This window comes from Stenotrophomonas sp. CC22-02, from assembly GCF_004365115.1.
GTDB classification, from domain to species: domain Bacteria; phylum Pseudomonadota; class Gammaproteobacteria; order Xanthomonadales; family Xanthomonadaceae; genus Stenotrophomonas; species Stenotrophomonas forensis.
Window position 1 is genome coordinate 360,609 of sequence record NZ_SOCO01000001.1, and the last position, 16,281, is coordinate 376,889.

Annotated in this window: 13 protein-coding genes and 4 tRNA genes; 14 read left to right on the forward strand and 3 right to left on the reverse strand. The window is 66.5% G+C overall.

Going from position 1 to position 16,281, the window contains the following annotated elements; genetic code table 11:
• Positions 1-5: 5 nt before the first annotated feature.
• Complete coding sequence (gene prfA, locus N440_RS01615; protein WP_133933889.1) at positions 6-1,088, reverse strand: peptide chain release factor 1; 1,083 nt, start codon at positions 1,086-1,088, stop codon at positions 6-8.
• A complete protein-coding gene (gene hemA / locus N440_RS01620; protein ID WP_133933890.1) occupies positions 1,066-2,349 on the reverse strand; it encodes a glutamyl-tRNA reductase in 1,284 nt (427 codons plus the stop codon). Before hemA ends, prfA begins: the two co-directional genes overlap by 23 nt.
• Positions 2,350-2,412: 63 nt before the next feature.
• Between hemA and N440_RS01625 the strand changes: the two genes are divergently transcribed.
• The 9 genes from N440_RS01625 to N440_RS01665 all read left to right on the forward strand — a co-directional run bounded on the left by N440_RS01625 (position 2,413) and on the right by N440_RS01665 (position 10,732).
• The gene (locus tag N440_RS01625; RefSeq protein ID WP_208322775.1) at positions 2,413-4,098 is read left to right on the forward strand and encodes a tetratricopeptide repeat protein; all 1,686 of its coding nucleotides are present in this window, start codon (positions 2,413-2,415) and stop codon (positions 4,096-4,098) included.
• The gene (lolB, locus tag N440_RS01630; RefSeq protein ID WP_133933892.1) at positions 4,095-4,754 is read left to right on the forward strand and encodes a lipoprotein insertase outer membrane protein LolB; all 660 of its coding nucleotides are present in this window, start codon (positions 4,095-4,097) and stop codon (positions 4,752-4,754) included. The genes N440_RS01625 and lolB overlap by 4 nt, the downstream gene beginning before the upstream one ends.
• Complete coding sequence (ispE, locus tag N440_RS01635; RefSeq protein ID WP_133933893.1) at positions 4,751-5,620, forward strand: 4-(cytidine 5'-diphospho)-2-C-methyl-D-erythritol kinase; 870 nt, start codon at positions 4,751-4,753, stop codon at positions 5,618-5,620. Before lolB ends, ispE begins: the two co-directional genes overlap by 4 nt.
• 11 nt (positions 5,621-5,631) lie before the next feature.
• Positions 5,632-5,708 (forward strand) — tRNA-Gln (locus N440_RS01640).
• 140 nt (positions 5,709-5,848) lie between these two features.
• Entirely contained in the window at positions 5,849-6,808 is a 960-nt protein-coding gene (locus N440_RS01645) for a ribose-phosphate diphosphokinase (RefSeq protein WP_005415400.1), read from the forward strand.
• Between the two features lie 109 nt (positions 6,809-6,917).
• Positions 6,918-7,535 (forward strand): 50S ribosomal protein L25/general stress protein Ctc, encoded by a 618-nt coding sequence (locus N440_RS01650; RefSeq protein ID WP_008268775.1) that lies wholly within the window; start codon positions 6,918-6,920, stop codon positions 7,533-7,535.
• Positions 7,536-7,583: 48 nt separating this feature from the next.
• A complete protein-coding gene (gene pth, locus N440_RS01655) occupies positions 7,584-8,162 on the forward strand; it encodes an aminoacyl-tRNA hydrolase (RefSeq protein ID WP_133933894.1) in 579 nt (192 codons plus the stop codon).
• Between the two features lie 180 nt (positions 8,163-8,342).
• The gene (gene ychF, locus N440_RS01660; protein ID WP_004154474.1) at positions 8,343-9,434 is read left to right on the forward strand and encodes a redox-regulated ATPase YchF; all 1,092 of its coding nucleotides are present in this window, start codon (positions 8,343-8,345) and stop codon (positions 9,432-9,434) included.
• Positions 9,435-10,093: 659 nt separating this feature from the next.
• Positions 10,094-10,732 (forward strand): hypothetical protein, encoded by a 639-nt coding sequence (locus tag N440_RS01665; protein ID WP_133933895.1) that lies wholly within the window; start codon positions 10,094-10,096, stop codon positions 10,730-10,732.
• 56 nt (positions 10,733-10,788) lie between these two features.
• Here the strand turns inward: N440_RS01665 and N440_RS01670 are convergent, their stop codons facing one another.
• Positions 10,789-13,527 (reverse strand): TonB-dependent receptor, encoded by a 2,739-nt coding sequence (locus N440_RS01670; protein ID WP_133933896.1) that lies wholly within the window; start codon positions 13,525-13,527, stop codon positions 10,789-10,791.
• 170 nt (positions 13,528-13,697) lie between these two features.
• On the opposite strand from N440_RS01670, the gene N440_RS01675 reads away from it, so the two are divergent.
• The 5 genes from N440_RS01675 (at position 13,698) to N440_RS01695 (ending at position 16,256) form a co-directional block, all read left to right on the forward strand.
• Positions 13,698-14,717 carry a cyanophycinase gene (locus N440_RS01675; protein ID WP_133933897.1) on the forward strand — a complete coding sequence of 340 codons (1,020 nt, stop codon included), beginning with the start codon at positions 13,698-13,700 and terminating at the stop codon, positions 14,715-14,717.
• A 76-nt stretch (positions 14,718-14,793) separates the two neighbouring features.
• Positions 14,794-15,810, forward strand: coding sequence for an isoaspartyl peptidase/L-asparaginase (locus N440_RS01680; protein WP_133933898.1), 1,017 nt, complete (start codon positions 14,794-14,796; stop codon positions 15,808-15,810).
• A 137-nt stretch (positions 15,811-15,947) separates the two neighbouring features.
• Positions 15,948-16,033, forward strand: a tRNA-Tyr gene (locus N440_RS01685).
• 24 nt (positions 16,034-16,057) lie between these two features.
• A tRNA-Gly gene (locus N440_RS01690) sits at positions 16,058-16,131 on the forward strand.
• 49 nt (positions 16,132-16,180) lie between these two features.
• Positions 16,181-16,256, forward strand: a tRNA-Thr gene (locus N440_RS01695).
• Positions 16,257-16,281 lie beyond the last annotated feature (25 nt).

Genomic DNA, 16,281 nt, shown 5'->3' on the forward strand with positions numbered 1-16,281 from the left:
CGTGCTCAGCCCGCCGACAGCTGGGCCAGGGCGTCGACCTGGTGTTCGTGGCTGAGCCGCTGCAGCAGCGGGTCGAGGTCGCCGGCCAGGATGTTGGGCAGGTCGTACAGGGTCAAGCCTTCCACACGGTGGTCGGTGATCCGGCCCTGCGGGAAGTTGTAGGTGCGGATGCGCTGGCTGCGATCGCCGCTGCCGACCTGCAGGCGCCGCGACTCGGCCTGCGCGGCGTCCTGTCGCTGGCGCTCGGCATCGAGCAGCTGCGCTTTCAGTCGCTTCATCGCCTTGTCACGGTTGGCGTGCTGGCTGCGCTCGGTCTGGCACTCCACCACCACGCCGGTCGGCACGTGGGTGATGCGGATCGCCGACTCGGTCTTGTTGACGTGCTGGCCGCCGGCACCGGACGAGCGGAACGTATCCACCTTCAGGTCGGCCGGGTTGATGACGATGTCATCGACCTCGTCGGCCTCGGGAATGATCGCCACAGTGGCCGCCGATGTGTGGATGCGGCCCTGCGATTCGGTGGCCGGCACGCGCTGCACGCGGTGCGTGCCCGATTCGAATTTCAGGCGCGAGAACGCACCACGGCCGACCACGCGCGCCACCACTTCCTTGTAGCCGCCGTGTTCGCCCGGGTTGTCCGACTCGATCTCGACCTTCCAGCCCTGGCGCTCGGCGTAGCGGGCGTACATGCGGAACAGGTCGCCGGCAAAGATCGCTGCTTCGTCGCCGCCGGTGCCAGCGCGCACTTCCAGGAACAGGTTGCCTTCGTCACGTGGGTCGCGCGGCACCAGCAGCAGCGCCAGCTCCTGTTCCAGTTGCTGCAGGCGCGTCTGCGCGGCGGAGATTTCCTCGTCGGCCAGCTCGCGCAGGTCGGGGTCGGCACGCATGCCTTCGGCGGCGGCCAGGTCGGCCTTGGCGCGGGCTTCATCGGCGAGTGCAGCAGCGACCGGTTCAAGTTGGGCGAATTCGCGCGAAAGGTCGCGGAAACGGGTGTTGTCGGCGACCACATCGGGTTCGGCGAGCAGGCGTTCCAGTTCTTCGCGGCGCTCGGCCAGCGCTTCCAGCTTACGGCGCAGGGTCGGCGTCATCGGGTCTCACGGGTGGGTGGCGGTAACCCGGCGTGGCCGGGAACAGGCGCTCGGCGGCGCGGGTCAGGTCGGCATCGCCGCTCAGCGCGGCGGCGCGCAGGGCAGCGGTCGGTGGATGCAGCAATCGGTTGGTCAGGCCGTGGGCCAGCAGTTCCAGTACTTCGTCGGCCGGCTTGCCGTTGGCCAGCTGCTGGCGGGCGCGCTCCAGCAGCTCGGTGCGGGTGGCCTCGCCGAATGCGCGCAGCTGCCGCAGCGGTGCCTGGTGGGCGCTGGCCTGCTGGGTCTCGATGAAGCGCGACACCTGCAGGTCGATGATGGCTTCGGCCTCGGCGGCTGCCTCGCGGCGGCCACGGCGGTTGTCTTCCACCGCGCGTTCGAGGTCGTCGACGGTGTAGAGGAAGGCGTCATTGAGCGTGCCGACCTCGGCCTCGATGTCGCGCGGCACGGCCAGGTCGAACAGCAGCATCGGCTTGTGCCGGCGCGCACGCAGCGCCTTGGCCACCATCTCGCGATGGATCACCGGTTCGCGTGCGGCGGTGGCCGAGAACACCACATCGGCCTCGCCCAGATGGCGGTCCAGTTCGGTCAGCGGCAGGGCCACCCCGCCATGGCGGGTGGCCAGTTCCTGCGCGTGGGCGAGGGTGCGGTTGGCGATCAGCAGCCGCCGGACCTTGCCCTCGCTCAGGTGCCGCGCGGCCAGTTCGATGGTCTCGCCGGCACCGACCAGCAGCACGGTGGAATCGTCCAGGCGCGCGAACGCGTTCTGCGCCAGGCGCACCGCAGCCGACGCCACCGAGACGGGATTGGCGCCAACCTGGGTATCGGTGCGGGCGCGCTTGGCCACCGAGAAGGTCTGCTGGAACAGGCGGTCCAGGCGCTGGCCGAGCAGGCCGTGTTCACGCGCGATCGACCAGGCATCCTTCACCTGGCCCAGGATCTGTGGTTCGCCCAGCACCATCGAATCCAGCCCGGTGGCGACCCGGAACAGGTGGCGCACCGCATCGGCGTCGGCGTGCTGGTACAGATAGCCCTGCAGGTCGCCGGCCTGGGCATGCAGCCACTGGTCCAGCGCCTGCGCCGAATCGGCCACGGCGTACAGCTCGGTGCGGTTGCAGGTGGACAGCAGCACTGCCTCGGCGATCTGCGGGGTATCGCGCAGCGAACCGAGCGCGCGCGGCAACGCCTCACCGGCGAAGGCCGCGCGCTCGCGCAGCTCTACCGGTGCGGTCTGGTGATTCAGTCCGAGCACCCACAGGGTCATTGTTCAGTTGCTTGCGATAAGCTGCTGGCCATTGGACGACATTTTAAGGCCCCGATGCCGACGATGCCCGCATTGATTCGCATCCCCAGTGTTCTGCTGCTGTCCTTGGCCTGCGGCCAGGCCCTGGCAGCAGTGCCGCCCAAGGCGCCCGTACGGGCCGCGGCCACTGAGGAACTGGCGCTGGAACCGGTGATGGCCGGTGAGTTCGCGCTGCAGGCCGGCAAGCTGGCCGAGGCCGCACGCGGGTACCTGCAGGCGGCCCAGCAGACCGACGGCGACGCAGGCCTGGCCGAGCGCGCGACCCGCATTTCCATGCTCGCCAACGACGATGACAGCGCCGCCAAGGGCCTGGCCCTGTGGCAGCAGCGCGCGCCCAGCTCGCTGACCATGCGCAGTGCCGCCGCTGCGCTGGCCATGCGCCAGGGCGATGTGAAGGCCGCGCGTGGCGACCTGCAGGCGTTGCTGGTCGACCCTGATGAACGCGGATGGAAGTTCGCGCTGGCCGCGCTGATCGGCGGAGGCCGCGATCCGGCGGTGCCGGCGCAGGTGCTGGGTGAGCTGGTCGATGCCAACGCCATTCCGCCGAAGATCGAGGCTTGGCAGGAGTTCGGCCGCCTGGCCCTGCGCATGGACAAGCCCGAGCTGGCGCGGCGCATGATCGACGAAGTGGTCAAGCGCTTCCCCGAGGAGCCGCGCGTGGCGCTGCTGCGTGCCAGCCAGCTGCAGCAGGCGGGCGAGACCGACAAGGCGTTGTCGCTGCTGCACGACGTCGAGCCGAAGACCCGCCAGGACCCGGAACTGCGCAACGCGGTCGCCATCGCCTATGACAGCCTCGGCCAGCCGTCCGCGGCCGAGCGGGTGCTGGCGTTCGGCCCGCAGGACGTGCAGACCTGGGGCATGCGCGCCTCGCTGCTGGCCAAGCAGGGCGACAAGGCGGCGCTGTCCAACCTGTACAACGAACTGTCACGGCAGGCGGCCAAGCCGGACCCGGCGCAGCGCCTGCTGCTCGGAAAGATCGCCGAATACCTGAAGCGCTATCCCGAGGCGGTGCAGTGGTACCACAGCGTGCCCGGTGGCGATGAGCTGAGCGAGGCGCGCCTGCGTGCGGCCAATGCGCAGGCGTTGGCCGGGCGCCTGCCGCTGGCGCTGGATGAAGTGCACGCGATCCAGTCCGACGCCGTGGTCGACGACGATGTGCGCCGCGATGCCTACCTGCTGGAGGCCGAGCTGCGCCAGCGCGCCGACGACAGTGCTGGGGAACTGGACGCGCTGGCCCGCGGCCTGGCGGCCTACCCGGATGACAACGGGCTGCTGTACGCCCGTGCGCTCACCTGGGAGCGTCGTGACGACATTCCGCGAGCCGAGGCTGACCTGCGCAAGATCCTGGTGACCGACCCCGAGAACGTGCCGGCACTGAACGCGCTGGGCTACACCCTGGCCGACCGTACCGGCCGTCTGCAGGAGGCGCTGGAGCTGATCGACCGTGCCCGCGTGGCCGAGCCGGACAACGCGGCCATCGTCGACAGCTACGGCTGGGTGTTGTACCGCCTGGGCCGCAAGGAAGAGGCCCTGGTGCAGCTGCGCCGTGCCTGGACCCTGGCCAAGGACCCGGAGATCGCCGCCCATGTCGGTGAGGTGCTGTGGGTGCTGGGCAAGCATGACGAGGCCCGCCACTTCTTCGAGGAAGCGGCCAAGCTCGATCCCGAGAACCGCGCGCTGCTGCGCGCCCGCGAGAAATTCAATCCATGAGTGTTTCCCTTATCCGGCCGCTGCTGTTGGCGGCCGTGACCCTGGCGGTCAGCGCGTGCACGACGGTGGGCACGCAGAAGACGCCGGCCCCGGCCGTGGTCGAGACGGTGTCGGCCGAGGCCGCGCAGGCCGAGGCCGCGCGCGTGGCGGCGCTGCAGGCACAGCCGGACTGGGCTTTCCAGGGCCGGGTCGCGGTCAGCAAGGGCAAGGACGGTGGCAGCGGTCGCATCGACTGGAAGCAGGACGGGCGCCGCTACGTGGTTGAGCTGAGCGCGCCGGTGACCCGGCAGAGCTGGAAGCTGACCGGCGATACCCATTCCGAGGCCGGCCGCCTGGAAGGACTGGCCGGGGGGCCGCGTGATGGCGAGGATGCCCAGCAGCTGTTGCTGGAAGCGACTGGCTGGGACATCCCGGTCAACCAGTTGCCGGACTGGATCCGTGGCCTGGTGGCCGGCGATGCCGCCGGTCCGGAGAAGGTCGAGCGTGACGGTGAAGGCCGCCCGCGCCGCATGCAGCAGATGGGCTGGCAGGTGCAGTACCTGGACTGGTACCCGGCCGAGGCCGCGCGCCCGGCGCTGCCGCGCCGGATCGAGGCCAGCAATGGCGACGCCAAGGTGCGCCTGCTGGTGGACCAGTGGGGGCCGGGCGCGCCATGAAGGCTGCAGCCGACGACGCGGGCTGGTCCTGGTGGCCGGCCCCGGCCAAGCTGAACCTGTTCCTGCACATCACCGGCCGCCGGGCTGATGGCTACCACGAGCTGCAGACCGTGTTCCGCCTGCTGGACTGGGGTGATCGCATCGGCCTGCGCCTGCGTGAAGACGGCCAGGTGCGCCGGCAGGGCGACGGCCTGGCGGGCGTGGCCGAGGCCGATGACCTGGCGGTGCGTGCCGCCAGGTTGCTGAAAGAGGCAGCCAATGTCGCGCAAGGCGCGGACATCATCGTCGAAAAGCATGTTTCCGCCGGTGGCGGTTTCGGCGGTGGCTCCTCGGATGCGGCCACCGTACTGGTCGTGTTGAACCGGCTCTGGCAGGCCGGCCTGGACGAAGACGCGCTGGCCGCGCTCGGCCTGCGCCTGGGGGCCGACGTGCCGGTGTTCGTACGTGGCCGCAACGCCTGGGCCGAGGGGGTAGGCGAGCGGCTGCAGCCGATCACGCTGGCGCCGGCCTGGTATGTGGTGGTCGAGCCGGGCGTTCATGTTCCCACGCCGGCCCTGTTCGCAGACCCGGATTTGACGCGCGACAGCCCAGTGGCGAAAATAGAGGACTTCGCTTCCGGGACCCTGGTCGGGAACGCGTTCGAACCGGTGCTGCGCCGCCGTGAGCCTGCCGTCGAGGCCGCGCTCGCAGCGTTGAGCGGCATCGGCTCCGCGCGGCTGACCGGTTCGGGAAGTGGTTGTTTCGTCGAGTTCGCATCGCAGGCTGCCGCAGAGCAGGGACGGTCGAAGTTGCCGAAGGAGTTGCGGGCAAGGGTGGCAGCGGGCGTTGCGCGTTCGCCACTGCTGGATGCACTCGAGCAACACTGATTTATCAATGCAGGGGCGTCGCCAAGAGGCCCAAGGCACCAGGTTTTGATCCTGGCATTCGTAGGTTCGAATCCTACCGCCCCTGCCAATAGCGGCTGTGTCCGCGCCTTCCAGCGCATCGCCTGCGCGGGACGTGGAAACAACCGCGGTGTTGTCAGCAGCAAGGGTCCATGAGGGTCCTTGCCGACTCCGGATCCCCGCCACTCGTCCCCGCCCGAGACAATCATGATGCAAGAGTCCCCGAACCTGCTGGTCTTTTCCGGCAACGCCAACAAACGTCTGGCGCAGAACATCTGCAAGGAACTGGGGGTTCGCCCGGGCAAGGCGCTGGTCTCGCACTTCTCCGATGGTGAAGTGCAGGTGGAAATCGAAGAGAACGTCCGCAAGCAGGACGTGTTCGTGATCCAGCCGACCTGCGCGCCGAGCGCGGAAAACCTGATGGAACTGCTGGTGCTGATCGACGCGCTCAAGCGCGCATCGGTGGCCAGCGTGACCGCCGTGGTGCCGTACTTCGGTTACTCGCGCCAGGATCGCCGCATGCGTTCCTCGCGCGTGCCGATCACCGCCAAGCTGGCGGCCAAGATGTTCAGCACCGCTGGCGCTGATCGCGTGCTGACCGTCGACCTGCACGCCGACCAGATCCAGGGTTTCTTCGATATTCCGGTCGACAACGTGTACGCCTCTCCGCTGCTGCTGGCCGACATCTGGCGCGCCTACGGCACCGAGAACCTGATCGTCGTCTCGCCGGACGTGGGTGGCGTGGTCCGCGCCCGTGCGGTGGCCAAGCGCCTGGATGACGCCGACCTGGCGATCATCGACAAGCGCCGCCCGCGCGCCAACGTCTCCACCGTGATGAACATCATCGGTGACGTCGAAGGCAAGACCTGCGTGATGGTCGATGACATCGTCGATACCGCCGGCACCCTGTGCGCCGCTGCCGCTGCCCTCAAGGCGCGCGGTGCGCTCAAGGTTGCCGCCTACTGCACCCACGCGGTGCTGTCCGGCCCGGCGGTGGACAACATCACCAATTCCCAGCTCGACGAGCTGGTGGTGACCGACACCATCCCGCTGAAGGACGCCGCGCGGGTGTGCAGCAAGATCCGCCAGCTGAGCGTGGCGGAAATGCTGGCCGAAACGATGCGCCGCATCGCCTTCGGCGAGTCGGTCAGCTCGCTGTACGTCGATTGAGTTTTCGCCCCCGCCGGCAACGGTGGGGGCATGCCCCGGATGCTTCTGGTCGCGGAAGCATCTTCAACCGCCACGCCGCAAGGCGCGGCAACAACCTGAGTAGTCGAAAATGTCGAAGACCCATGAAATCAAGGTCACCAAGCGTGAACTGCAGCGTAAGGGTGCGAGCCGCCGCCTGCGTCACGCCGGTGTGATCCCGGCCATCGTGTACGGCGGCAACGCCGAGCCGGTCGCCATCAGCCTGGACCACAACGAAATCTGGCTGGCCCAGCAGAACGAGTGGTTCTATGCCTCGATCCTGGACCTGAACCTGGACGGCCAGGTGCAGAAGGTCCTGCTGCGTGACATGCAGCGCCACCCGTACAAGCAGCTGATCATGCACCTGGACTTCCAGCGCGTGAACGAGAACGAAGCCCTGACCGCTTCGGTCCCGCTGCACTTCATCAACGAAGACACCTCGCCGGCCGGCAAGGCTGCCGACGTCGTGGTCACCCACGAACTGAAGGAAGTGACCATCAGCTGCCTGCCGAAGGACCTGCCGGAGTCGATCGAAGTCGACCTGGCCGACCTGGCTGCTGGCGACGTGGTGTACCTGTCCAACATCAAGCTGCCGAAGGGCGTGGAAATCCCGGCTCTGGCGCTGGGCAAGGACCACGACGACGCGATCGTCACCGCCAAGCACGGCAAGGAAGACGCTGCCGACGCTGAAGCTCCGGCTGCCGAGTAATGCAGTGACGGTGCCTGCCTCCGGGCAGGCACCGTTCTGGAAGGAACCATGGCAGGACTGCGACTGATCGTCGGTCTGGGCAACCCCGGATCGGAACACGCCCGGACCCGGCACAATGCCGGGTTTCATTTCGTTGAGGCCCTGGCTGAAAAGGCCGGTGCGCGATGGAATGTGGACAGCAAGCTGTTCGGTGAGACCGCCAAGGTCGAGATCGCCGGGCAGACGGTGTGGCTGCTCAAGCCCGCTACCTTCATGAACCTCAGCGGCAAGTCGGTCACCGCCGCCCAGCGGTTCTGGAAGATCGAGCCGGAGGAAACCCTGCTGGCTCACGACGAACTGGACCTGGCGCCCGGTGTGGCGCGGCTGAAGTTCGACGGCGGCCACGGTGGCCAGAACGGCCTGCGCGACACCATCCGGTTGCTCGGCCACGGCAAGTTCCATCGCCTGCGCGTGGGCATCGGCCACCCCGGCCACAAGGACCGCGTGGTGGGTTGGGTGCTGGGCCGCCCGTCCAAGGATGACGACCTGCTGATCGCACGCGCCATCGACGATGCCATCGACGTGATGCCGCTGGCGGTCCAGGGTGATTTCAGCGAAGCGATGAAGCGGCTGCACACCCCGAAATAAACGGTAGGTACCGACCGTTGGTCGGTACGGAAACAGGCGGCCGGTAGGTACCGACCGTTGGTCGGTACGGAAACAGGCCGCCGGTAGGTACCGACCGTTGGTCGGTACGGAGAATGATTGGAAAAGCAGCACCCATGCCGCTGCTTTCCCAATCACTTTCACCCCAGAGAGCTGTCACCCATGGGTATCAAATGCGGCATCGTCGGCCTGCCCAACGTCGGCAAGTCGACCCTGTTCAACGCGCTGACCAAGGCGGGCATCGCCGCGGCGAACTTCCCGTTCTGCACCATCGAGCCGAACGTCGGCATCGTGCCGGTGCCGGACCCGCGCCTGAACGAACTGGCGGGCATCATCAACCCGCAGAAGGTCATTCCGACCGCGGTCGAGTTCGTTGACATCGCCGGCCTGGTGGCCGGCGCCGCCAGCGGTGAAGGCCTGGGCAACAAGTTCCTGGCCCATATCCGCGAAGTCGATGCGATCACCCACGTGGTGCGCTGCTTCGAGAACGCCGACGTCATCCACGTCAACAACAAGGTCGACCCGATCTCGGACATCGAAACCATCGATACCGAGCTGGCGCTGGCTGACCTGGACAGCGTCGAGAAGGCCCTGAACCGCGCCGAGCGCGCCGCCAAGGGTGGCGACAAGGAAGCGGCCGCGCGCAAGCCGGTGCTGGCCAAGCTGCAGGCGGCGTTGTCGGACGGCAAGTCCGGTCGTTCGGTCGGCCTGGACGAGGAAGAGAAGGCGCTGGTGCGTGACCTGTTCCTGTTGACCCTGAAGCCGGTGATGTACATCGCCAACGTGCTGGAAGACGGCTTCGAGAACAACCCGCACCTGGACGCCGTGCGTGCCCACGCCGCCGCCGAAGGCGCGCAGGTGGTGCCGGTGTCGGCCGCGATCGAAGAAGAGCTGTCCCAGCTCGACGACGAAGACCGCGATACCTTCCTGGCCGACCTCGGCCTGAGCGAGCCGGGCCTGAACCGCGTGATCAACGCGGCCTACAGCCTGCTCGGCCTGCAGACCTACTTCACTGCCGGCGTGAAGGAAGTGCGCGCGTGGACTGTGCGCAAGGGCGCCACCGCCCCGCAGGCTGCCGCGGTCATCCATACCGACTTCGAGAAGGGCTTCATCCGCGCTGAAACCATCGCGTATGACGACTTCATCAAGTACAAGGGCGAAGCCGGCGCCAAGGAAGCCGGTCGCCTGCGCCTGGAAGGCAAGGAATACCGCGTGCAGGAAGGCGACGTGCTGCACTTCCGCTTCAACGTCTGATCCAGCGGCATCGGATCGACGCCGGACGCCCCGCCTTGTGCGGGGCGTTTGCGTTTCCGGTATCGGTTTCGGGCATGGACAAAAATTGACCATGCTCCGGAATGGCTGCGGTGCAAGGCTCGCACGCACTTGTCCACACCAAACCCCCACCGCTTTCCACGCCCAATGTGGAAAACCGTGGGGTCGGAGCCCTTTCCGCAGGAAAGGGCTCCGACCCCGATCAGTGCTTTCGAATCGTGGACAAAAATTCGCCACGCCTCAAAACGCCTGCGGCGCAATGCTCGCACCCACTTGTCCACATCAAGTGCCCATCGCTCTCCACGTCCCGTGTGGAAAACAATCACGGTGATGGATAAAAAATCACCACACCCGGAAACGCCTGCACTGCAAGCCTCGCGGCCACTTGTCCACACCAAGTTCCCATCGCTTTCCACGCGTGGTGTGGAAAACCCACATGCCATGGCAGCCATCAATTTCGGATTCATTGCATGTAGTACTGGATGGTATTGCTTCAGACTACCGGCTGACCCTTCCACTCATACGGGGGCGCGATGTCATGCCTGCGCGCTATCCGGAGAATCTCCATGGCACCCCGAGCGTACTGGTGGGTAGTTGCGATCCTTCTCGTCGGCCTCCTTCTGGCTTATGGATATCGATCCATGGTCGCGCGATCCGAGAAGGTCGGAGGAAGCGCGGCAGCACTGGAGTGCAGTGAGGTCATCATGCTGAGTGCAATGCGCAAATGGCTGCGGCCCGAAGCGGACTTCAGCGAGAGCCAGGGTATCTACCTGGACGCCGTCGATGCTGCAGATGAGGAAGCGCTGATCGCCTACGCAGCGTTGGCTCGCATCTGCCCTGGGTCATCTGGGCGAGGCGCCATCGAGGAAAGGGCCTTTGCCGAACGGCTCTCCCGGATCGCATCCAGTTTCATGCTGGAGGGCATGCTTGAGCCTGGCAGCTATGTGCTGGCCGAGGCCGCAGGTGGCTCCGGCGGCGGCGAAGTGATCACCGTGTCATCGGAGCATCTTTTGCTGCTGCGAAGCATGAACACCCGGGTGCTGGGTCGGGCGGTGATGCTCATGGACAGCAAGCGCCCGTACGGGGATATGTCGCACTTCTACATCGACGTGGCCCGCGCGCTGGGGGAGCCGGTTCCGCTGGATGCAAGCGGCAGAGTATCGTTCCCGCCGGAGGTCATCGCCCGGTATGACGAGTTGCATGGGCAGATGCTGGGCGTGGTGCGCGTTTTCTGGCGCTTTGCAGCGCCGGCGCAGTCGGGGCCTGAGGCGACTCTGTAAAAAAAGACGGAGGCTTGCGCCTCCGTCCTTCCTGCATCCAGTACAGCAGCCCGCGCTTACAGCGCGCTGCCACCAAACTTGTGGGTGTACTGCAGGTTGATGGTGCGGCCGACGCTGTCGAACCAGGACACGTCGTAGTAGGGGTACGCGGTGTACGTGGCGTCCTTCGGCGGCATCTTGTTGAACACGTTGACCACCGACAGCGACAGGCGCGAATGGTCGTCGAAGCGGTACTGCAGCGACGCGTTGTAGCGGTAGGTCGCCTTCACGTACGGGCTGTCACCGCTGTCCCACTTGAACACCTGGTCGTAGTTGTCCGAGGTCGGCAGCTTGCCCAGGCGCGAGCCGTAGACCGTGGCCGACCAGGCGTCCTTCTCCCAGGTCACGCTCAGGCTGGTCTTGGTACGCGGGATGTCGAAGCCGCTGTTGACCGCGAACTGGTCCAGGGTCGGGTCGCCCGGGTAGCGCTGGAAATCGTGCTTCTTCACCCAGGTGTGGGTACCGTTGAGGATGAAGTCGCCGATCCCGGTCTGGAGGCGGTAGCGCAGGCCCACGTCGATGCCGGAGGTGGACTCGCGGGCAACGTTGATCGGGGCCACGCGCACGCCGTACAGGCGGCCATCGCTGGTACGGGTGATGCGGTCGAGCGCATCCACGCAGGTCGGCGAATTGATGTCGGCGCTGACCAGGCGGCAGTTCGCTTCATTGGCCAGGATCGTGCGCACGTCCATGTCCTGCACCTGCTTGCGCATGTCGATGTCGAACCAGTCCACCGACAGGTCCAGGCCGATGGCCGGCGACCAGACGAAGCCGGCACTCCACGATGTGCTGGTTTCCGGGGCGAGCTGGCGGTTGCCGGTGCGGCTGCGGATCAGGTTGCGCTCGTAGTCGGAACAGTCGCTGGCGCCTTCGAGGCGGCAGCTGTACAGGTCTTCGGCGCTGGTCTCGTCGTTGCCCGGGCCGGCGAACACGTAATGCAGGTCCGGTGCACGGAACGCGGTGCCATACGAACCACGCAGCAGCAGGGTGTCGATCGGGCGCCATTCCAGGCCGCCGCTCCAGGTGGCCTTGCCGATGGTGTGACCCGAATAGCGGTACTGGTCGTAGCGACCAGCCACGCTCAGGTTGACCGTCTCGTGCAGCGGCATGCGCAGCTCGGCCGCCGTGGCCCAGCGGTTGCGCGAGCCCTGGCCGTCCGAGTCCTTCCAGCTGTAGTAGTAGTACTGGGTGGCCAGCGGATCGGGATTCAGCGCGTAGGCCTGCTGGCCCACTTCCACGGTCGCGGCAAAGCCGGCATCGCCGCCCGGCAGGCCGAACAGTGCCGAGTTGGTTACGGTGAACGCGGCCGTCTCGGTGCGCGACTTCGGCGAATACGTGGTGCGTGCGGCGATCGAATCGTACTCGGCGCGGGTCAGCGGCCGGTACAGGCGCGACGGGTCGGCGTTGTAGATCGGGAAGCCGTCATCGTCCACCCCCAGCTGCGGGCCGAGGAACAGGTCATTGGCCTTGGCGGCGATGATCTGCGCCCAGCTGATCCGCGACTGGTACTGGGAGTGGCTCAGCGCCGCCTCGTAGTCCCAGTTGCCGGCCAGGTTGCCCTTGAAGCCGGTGGTCACGCTGAAGGTCTTCTGCGTGCTGCGCACCATCGCATTGCGCAGGCCGCCCATTTCCTCGGGCGAGAACTGGCGCTGCCAGAATTCGATTTCGCCGGTGGCCTGGTTGTTGAAGTAGCCCGACTCGTCACCGTTGGCATCCATCCGGCCCCACTTGGTGACGTCGCGCATCAGCGACATCGTGTGGTAACCCAGCTGCACGTCGGCGAACCACTGCTGGCCGTTGTCGAAGTCGTAGCTCAGCGACGCATAGCCATTGGCGCCGCGGCGCTTGCTGAGGATGGTGCCGTAGCCGATCGACGCGTCGCTGCCACAGTAGTAGCCGTACTTCGGGCGGAAGGCGCGGTAGGTGCTGCCCTGGTTCTGCCCGGCCAACGCCTCGCAGGTGGCGGCGCCCGGGTCCAGATAGTCATCGTTGTAGTCGGTGCGCAGGTAGGCGCGGCGCGCGATGCGCGAGCCCTCGGTGGGGCCGTCCTGGGTTGAATCCTGGATGTCGCGCTCATAGGCCCACAATGGGGTCTGCGATTGCAGCTCAACGCTGTACACGGCGTTGAAGTTGCCGCGGCTGAAGCCGCTGGCCAGGCTCATGTCGAACGACTCGCCACCGCCCTCGCTGGTAGTGCCCATGCGCATGTCGATCGTGGTGCCGTCGGCCTTCTTCTTCAGGATGAAGTTGACCACGCCGGCGATCGCGTCGGAACCGTAGATGGCCGAGGCGCTGCCGGTCAGCACTTCGATGCGCTCGATCATGCCAAGCGGAATGTTGGAGACGTCGGTGAAGTTGCTGCGGCCCTTGAACGGCATCGGGAAGTCGGCGATGCGGCGGCCATTGACCAGCACCAGCGTGTGGTTCGGGCCAAGGCCGCGCAGGTCCACCTGCTGGGCGCCCGGCGAGAAGTCGGCGCCGCTGGACGATTGCTGGCTCTGGGTCTCACCGCCGTTCTGGGTCATCGAACGCAGCACGTCCGGCACGGTGGTGAAGCCGCTGGAACGGATCTGCTCGGCGCTGATCACCGTGATCGGGGCGGGACCTTCCACCTGGGCGCGCGGAATGCGCGAACCGGTGACCTGCACCGCATCCAGTTGTTGAACCGAAGAGGAAGCCGGTGCCTGGGCCGCCGCGGAAGCAGCCACGCCCATCAACGCCAGCTGGATCGACCACGCCATCGCCTTTCTACGCATGAGGAATTCTCGAAAATGAAGCCGGCCCGCAGAGGAGGGGCCCTGTCCCCCATTCAGATTTCCGGAATGGGCGCGCGCATTTAACGCCTTTTTTATGTCCTTGACTACTGGCTTTCTATCTGGCAAAGAGTGAAAACGCTTGCAAGTCGATTTTGTTCAGGGAGATCAAGATGCGACGCCTCCTCAGCGCCCTGCGAGGGCCCTCCTTCTGGCTGGCCTGCCTGGTTCTGGCCTGGCCGCTCGCCACCCCGGCGCAGGATCTGCAGAGCCCCGGTTTCGCCTACTACGAAGTGGGGGACCTGGAGGCGCCGAGGCCCGGCCCGCGCGCGCCGGCGATGATGCTGATGGGCGGCGGCGAATGGGTGCCGGAGGCATTCCAGTGGTGGCTCAGGCAGGCCGGCAACGGCCGCGTGCTGATTCTGCGTGCCTCCGGTCGCGACGAACTGCAGGACCGCCTGTACCGGGAGATTGGCGGTACCACCGCGGTGCAGACCCTGGTCTTCGACAGCCGCCGCGGCGCTGACGATCCGGCCGTGCTGCGGGTGGTTGCAGCAGCCGATGCCATCTTCATCGCCGGCGGTGACCAGTCGCGCTACATCCGCTTCTGGAAGGGCACCGCGCTCAACCGCGCGCTCAACGCCCACGTACGCGCCGGCAAGCCGATCGCCGGTACCAGCGCAGGTCTGGCCATCCTCGGTGGTTATGCCTATGGCGCGATGGACGGAGGCAGTGTCACCTCCGCCGGTGCGCTGGCCGACCCGATGGGCAGCGCGGTCACCATGGACAGCGGTTTCCTGCAGATGCCCTACCTGCAGCGGGTGGTCACCGACACCCACTTCGACAAGCGCGACCGCCTTGGCCGCCTCATCGTGTTCGTGGCCCGTGCCGCGCAGGACAGTGGCGACCCCGACATCGTCGGTATCGGCGTCGACGAGGACACCGCGCTGTGCGTGGAGCCGGATGGCCAGGCCCAGGTCTACAGCGCCGACGGCGAGGGCAAGGTGTGGGTGGTCAGCCCCGGGCGTGATGCCGACCGCCTGGTCGAAGGCGAGCCGCTGCGGTTCCATGCCGTGCCGGTGACGGTGGTCGGCAGTGGCAGCCGCATGCGGCTGGATGACTTCGAGGCCGAGGCCGACTACCAGGCCGTCGCCGACGTCAGCGATGGAGAGATCGACGTCGTGCGCCAATGATGCTCCTTTCCGCTCGTGCCGGCCGCTGGCCATGACCCCCGCAATCCATTCATTCGTCCTGCTGGAGACGTACCCGATGAAACTGCGTTTGGCGCTGTCCGCGCTGCTGTCCATGCCCCTGCTTGCCCAGGCTGCACCGGCCACTTCGCCGCTGCTGGTCATCCATGGCGGCGCCGGTGTCGAGCGCAAGGATCTGTCGCCGGCCGAGGAGAAGGCCGCACGCGAAGCGCTGCGGGCCGCGCTGCTGAAGGGGCACGCCGAACTGGCGGCCGGGCGCCCGGCCCTGGCCGCGGTCACCGCGGCGATCACCGTGCTGGAGGATGATCCCACCTTCAACGCCGGCAAGGGTGCCGTGTTCACCCACGATGGCCACAACGAACTGGACGCGGCGCTGATGGATGGTGCGAGCCAGGCTGCCGGTGCAGTGGCCGGTGTGCAGCGGGTGCGCAACCCGATCCTGCTGGCGCAGACCGTGATGCAGAAGTCCAGGCACGTGATGATGGTCGGGCAGGGCGCCGAAGCCTTTGCGGTGGAGCAGGGCATGACCCTGGTCGATCCGTCGTACTTCCGCACCGACAAGCGTTGGCAGCAGCTGCAGCGGGCGTTGAAGGAAGAGGCCAGCGGCCAGGCGCATGCCGACTTGGAGACCGCAAAGCACTTTGGAACCGTGGGCGCGGTCGCGCTCGACGCGCAGGGGCACCTGGCCGCCGGCACCTCCACGGGCGGCATGACCAACAAGCGCTACGGGCGCGTGGGCGACTCGCCGATCATCGGCGCCGGCACCTGGGCTGATGCCCGTTGCGCGGTGTCGGGCACCGGCTGGGGCGAGTACTACATCCGCACCGCCGCCGCGCACGAGATCTGCGCACGCATGCGCTACCAGGGCCAGACACCGGAGCAGGCCGGAAAGGGCGTGATCAACGAGACGATTCCGCAGATGGGTGGCGACGGTGGTGCGATCGTACTGGCCGCCGATGGAAAAATGGCCACGCCGTTCAACACGCAGGGCATGTATCGGGGCTGGATCGGCGCCGACGGCGTACCCCATGTCGCAATTTTCGCCAGCGAGACCCTGCCGGTCCCGGGGCAATAACCTTGCGTATCAATGGGTTTGCGACAACGTGTGAAAAAGATGGAAAAAAGCGTTGACAGGCCCCCGTCCCATCAGCAGAATAAGCGGCTCACCACCACACACCGCAACGCTTCGGCGGCAACGGAATGGGGTGGTAAGGAGGGATACCCAAGCGGCCAACGGGGGCAGACTGTAAATCTGCTGGCTTACGCCTTCGGTGGTTCGAATCCACCTCCCTCCACCAGTTTCACGTTGTGACATTCCCGGCGCGGGAGTAGTTCAATGGTAGAACCTCAGCCTTCCAAGCTGATGGTGCGGGTTCGATTCCCGTCTCCCGCTCCATTGAATGAACTTTGAATATTATCGAGTTCATGTCATAATGCAAAACTCGGCTCACGTAGCTCAGTCGGTAGAGCACTTCCTTGGTAAGGAAGAGGTCGAAGGTTCGATTCCTTTCGTGAGCACCATCTTAAGCATCACCTCTCAGACGAA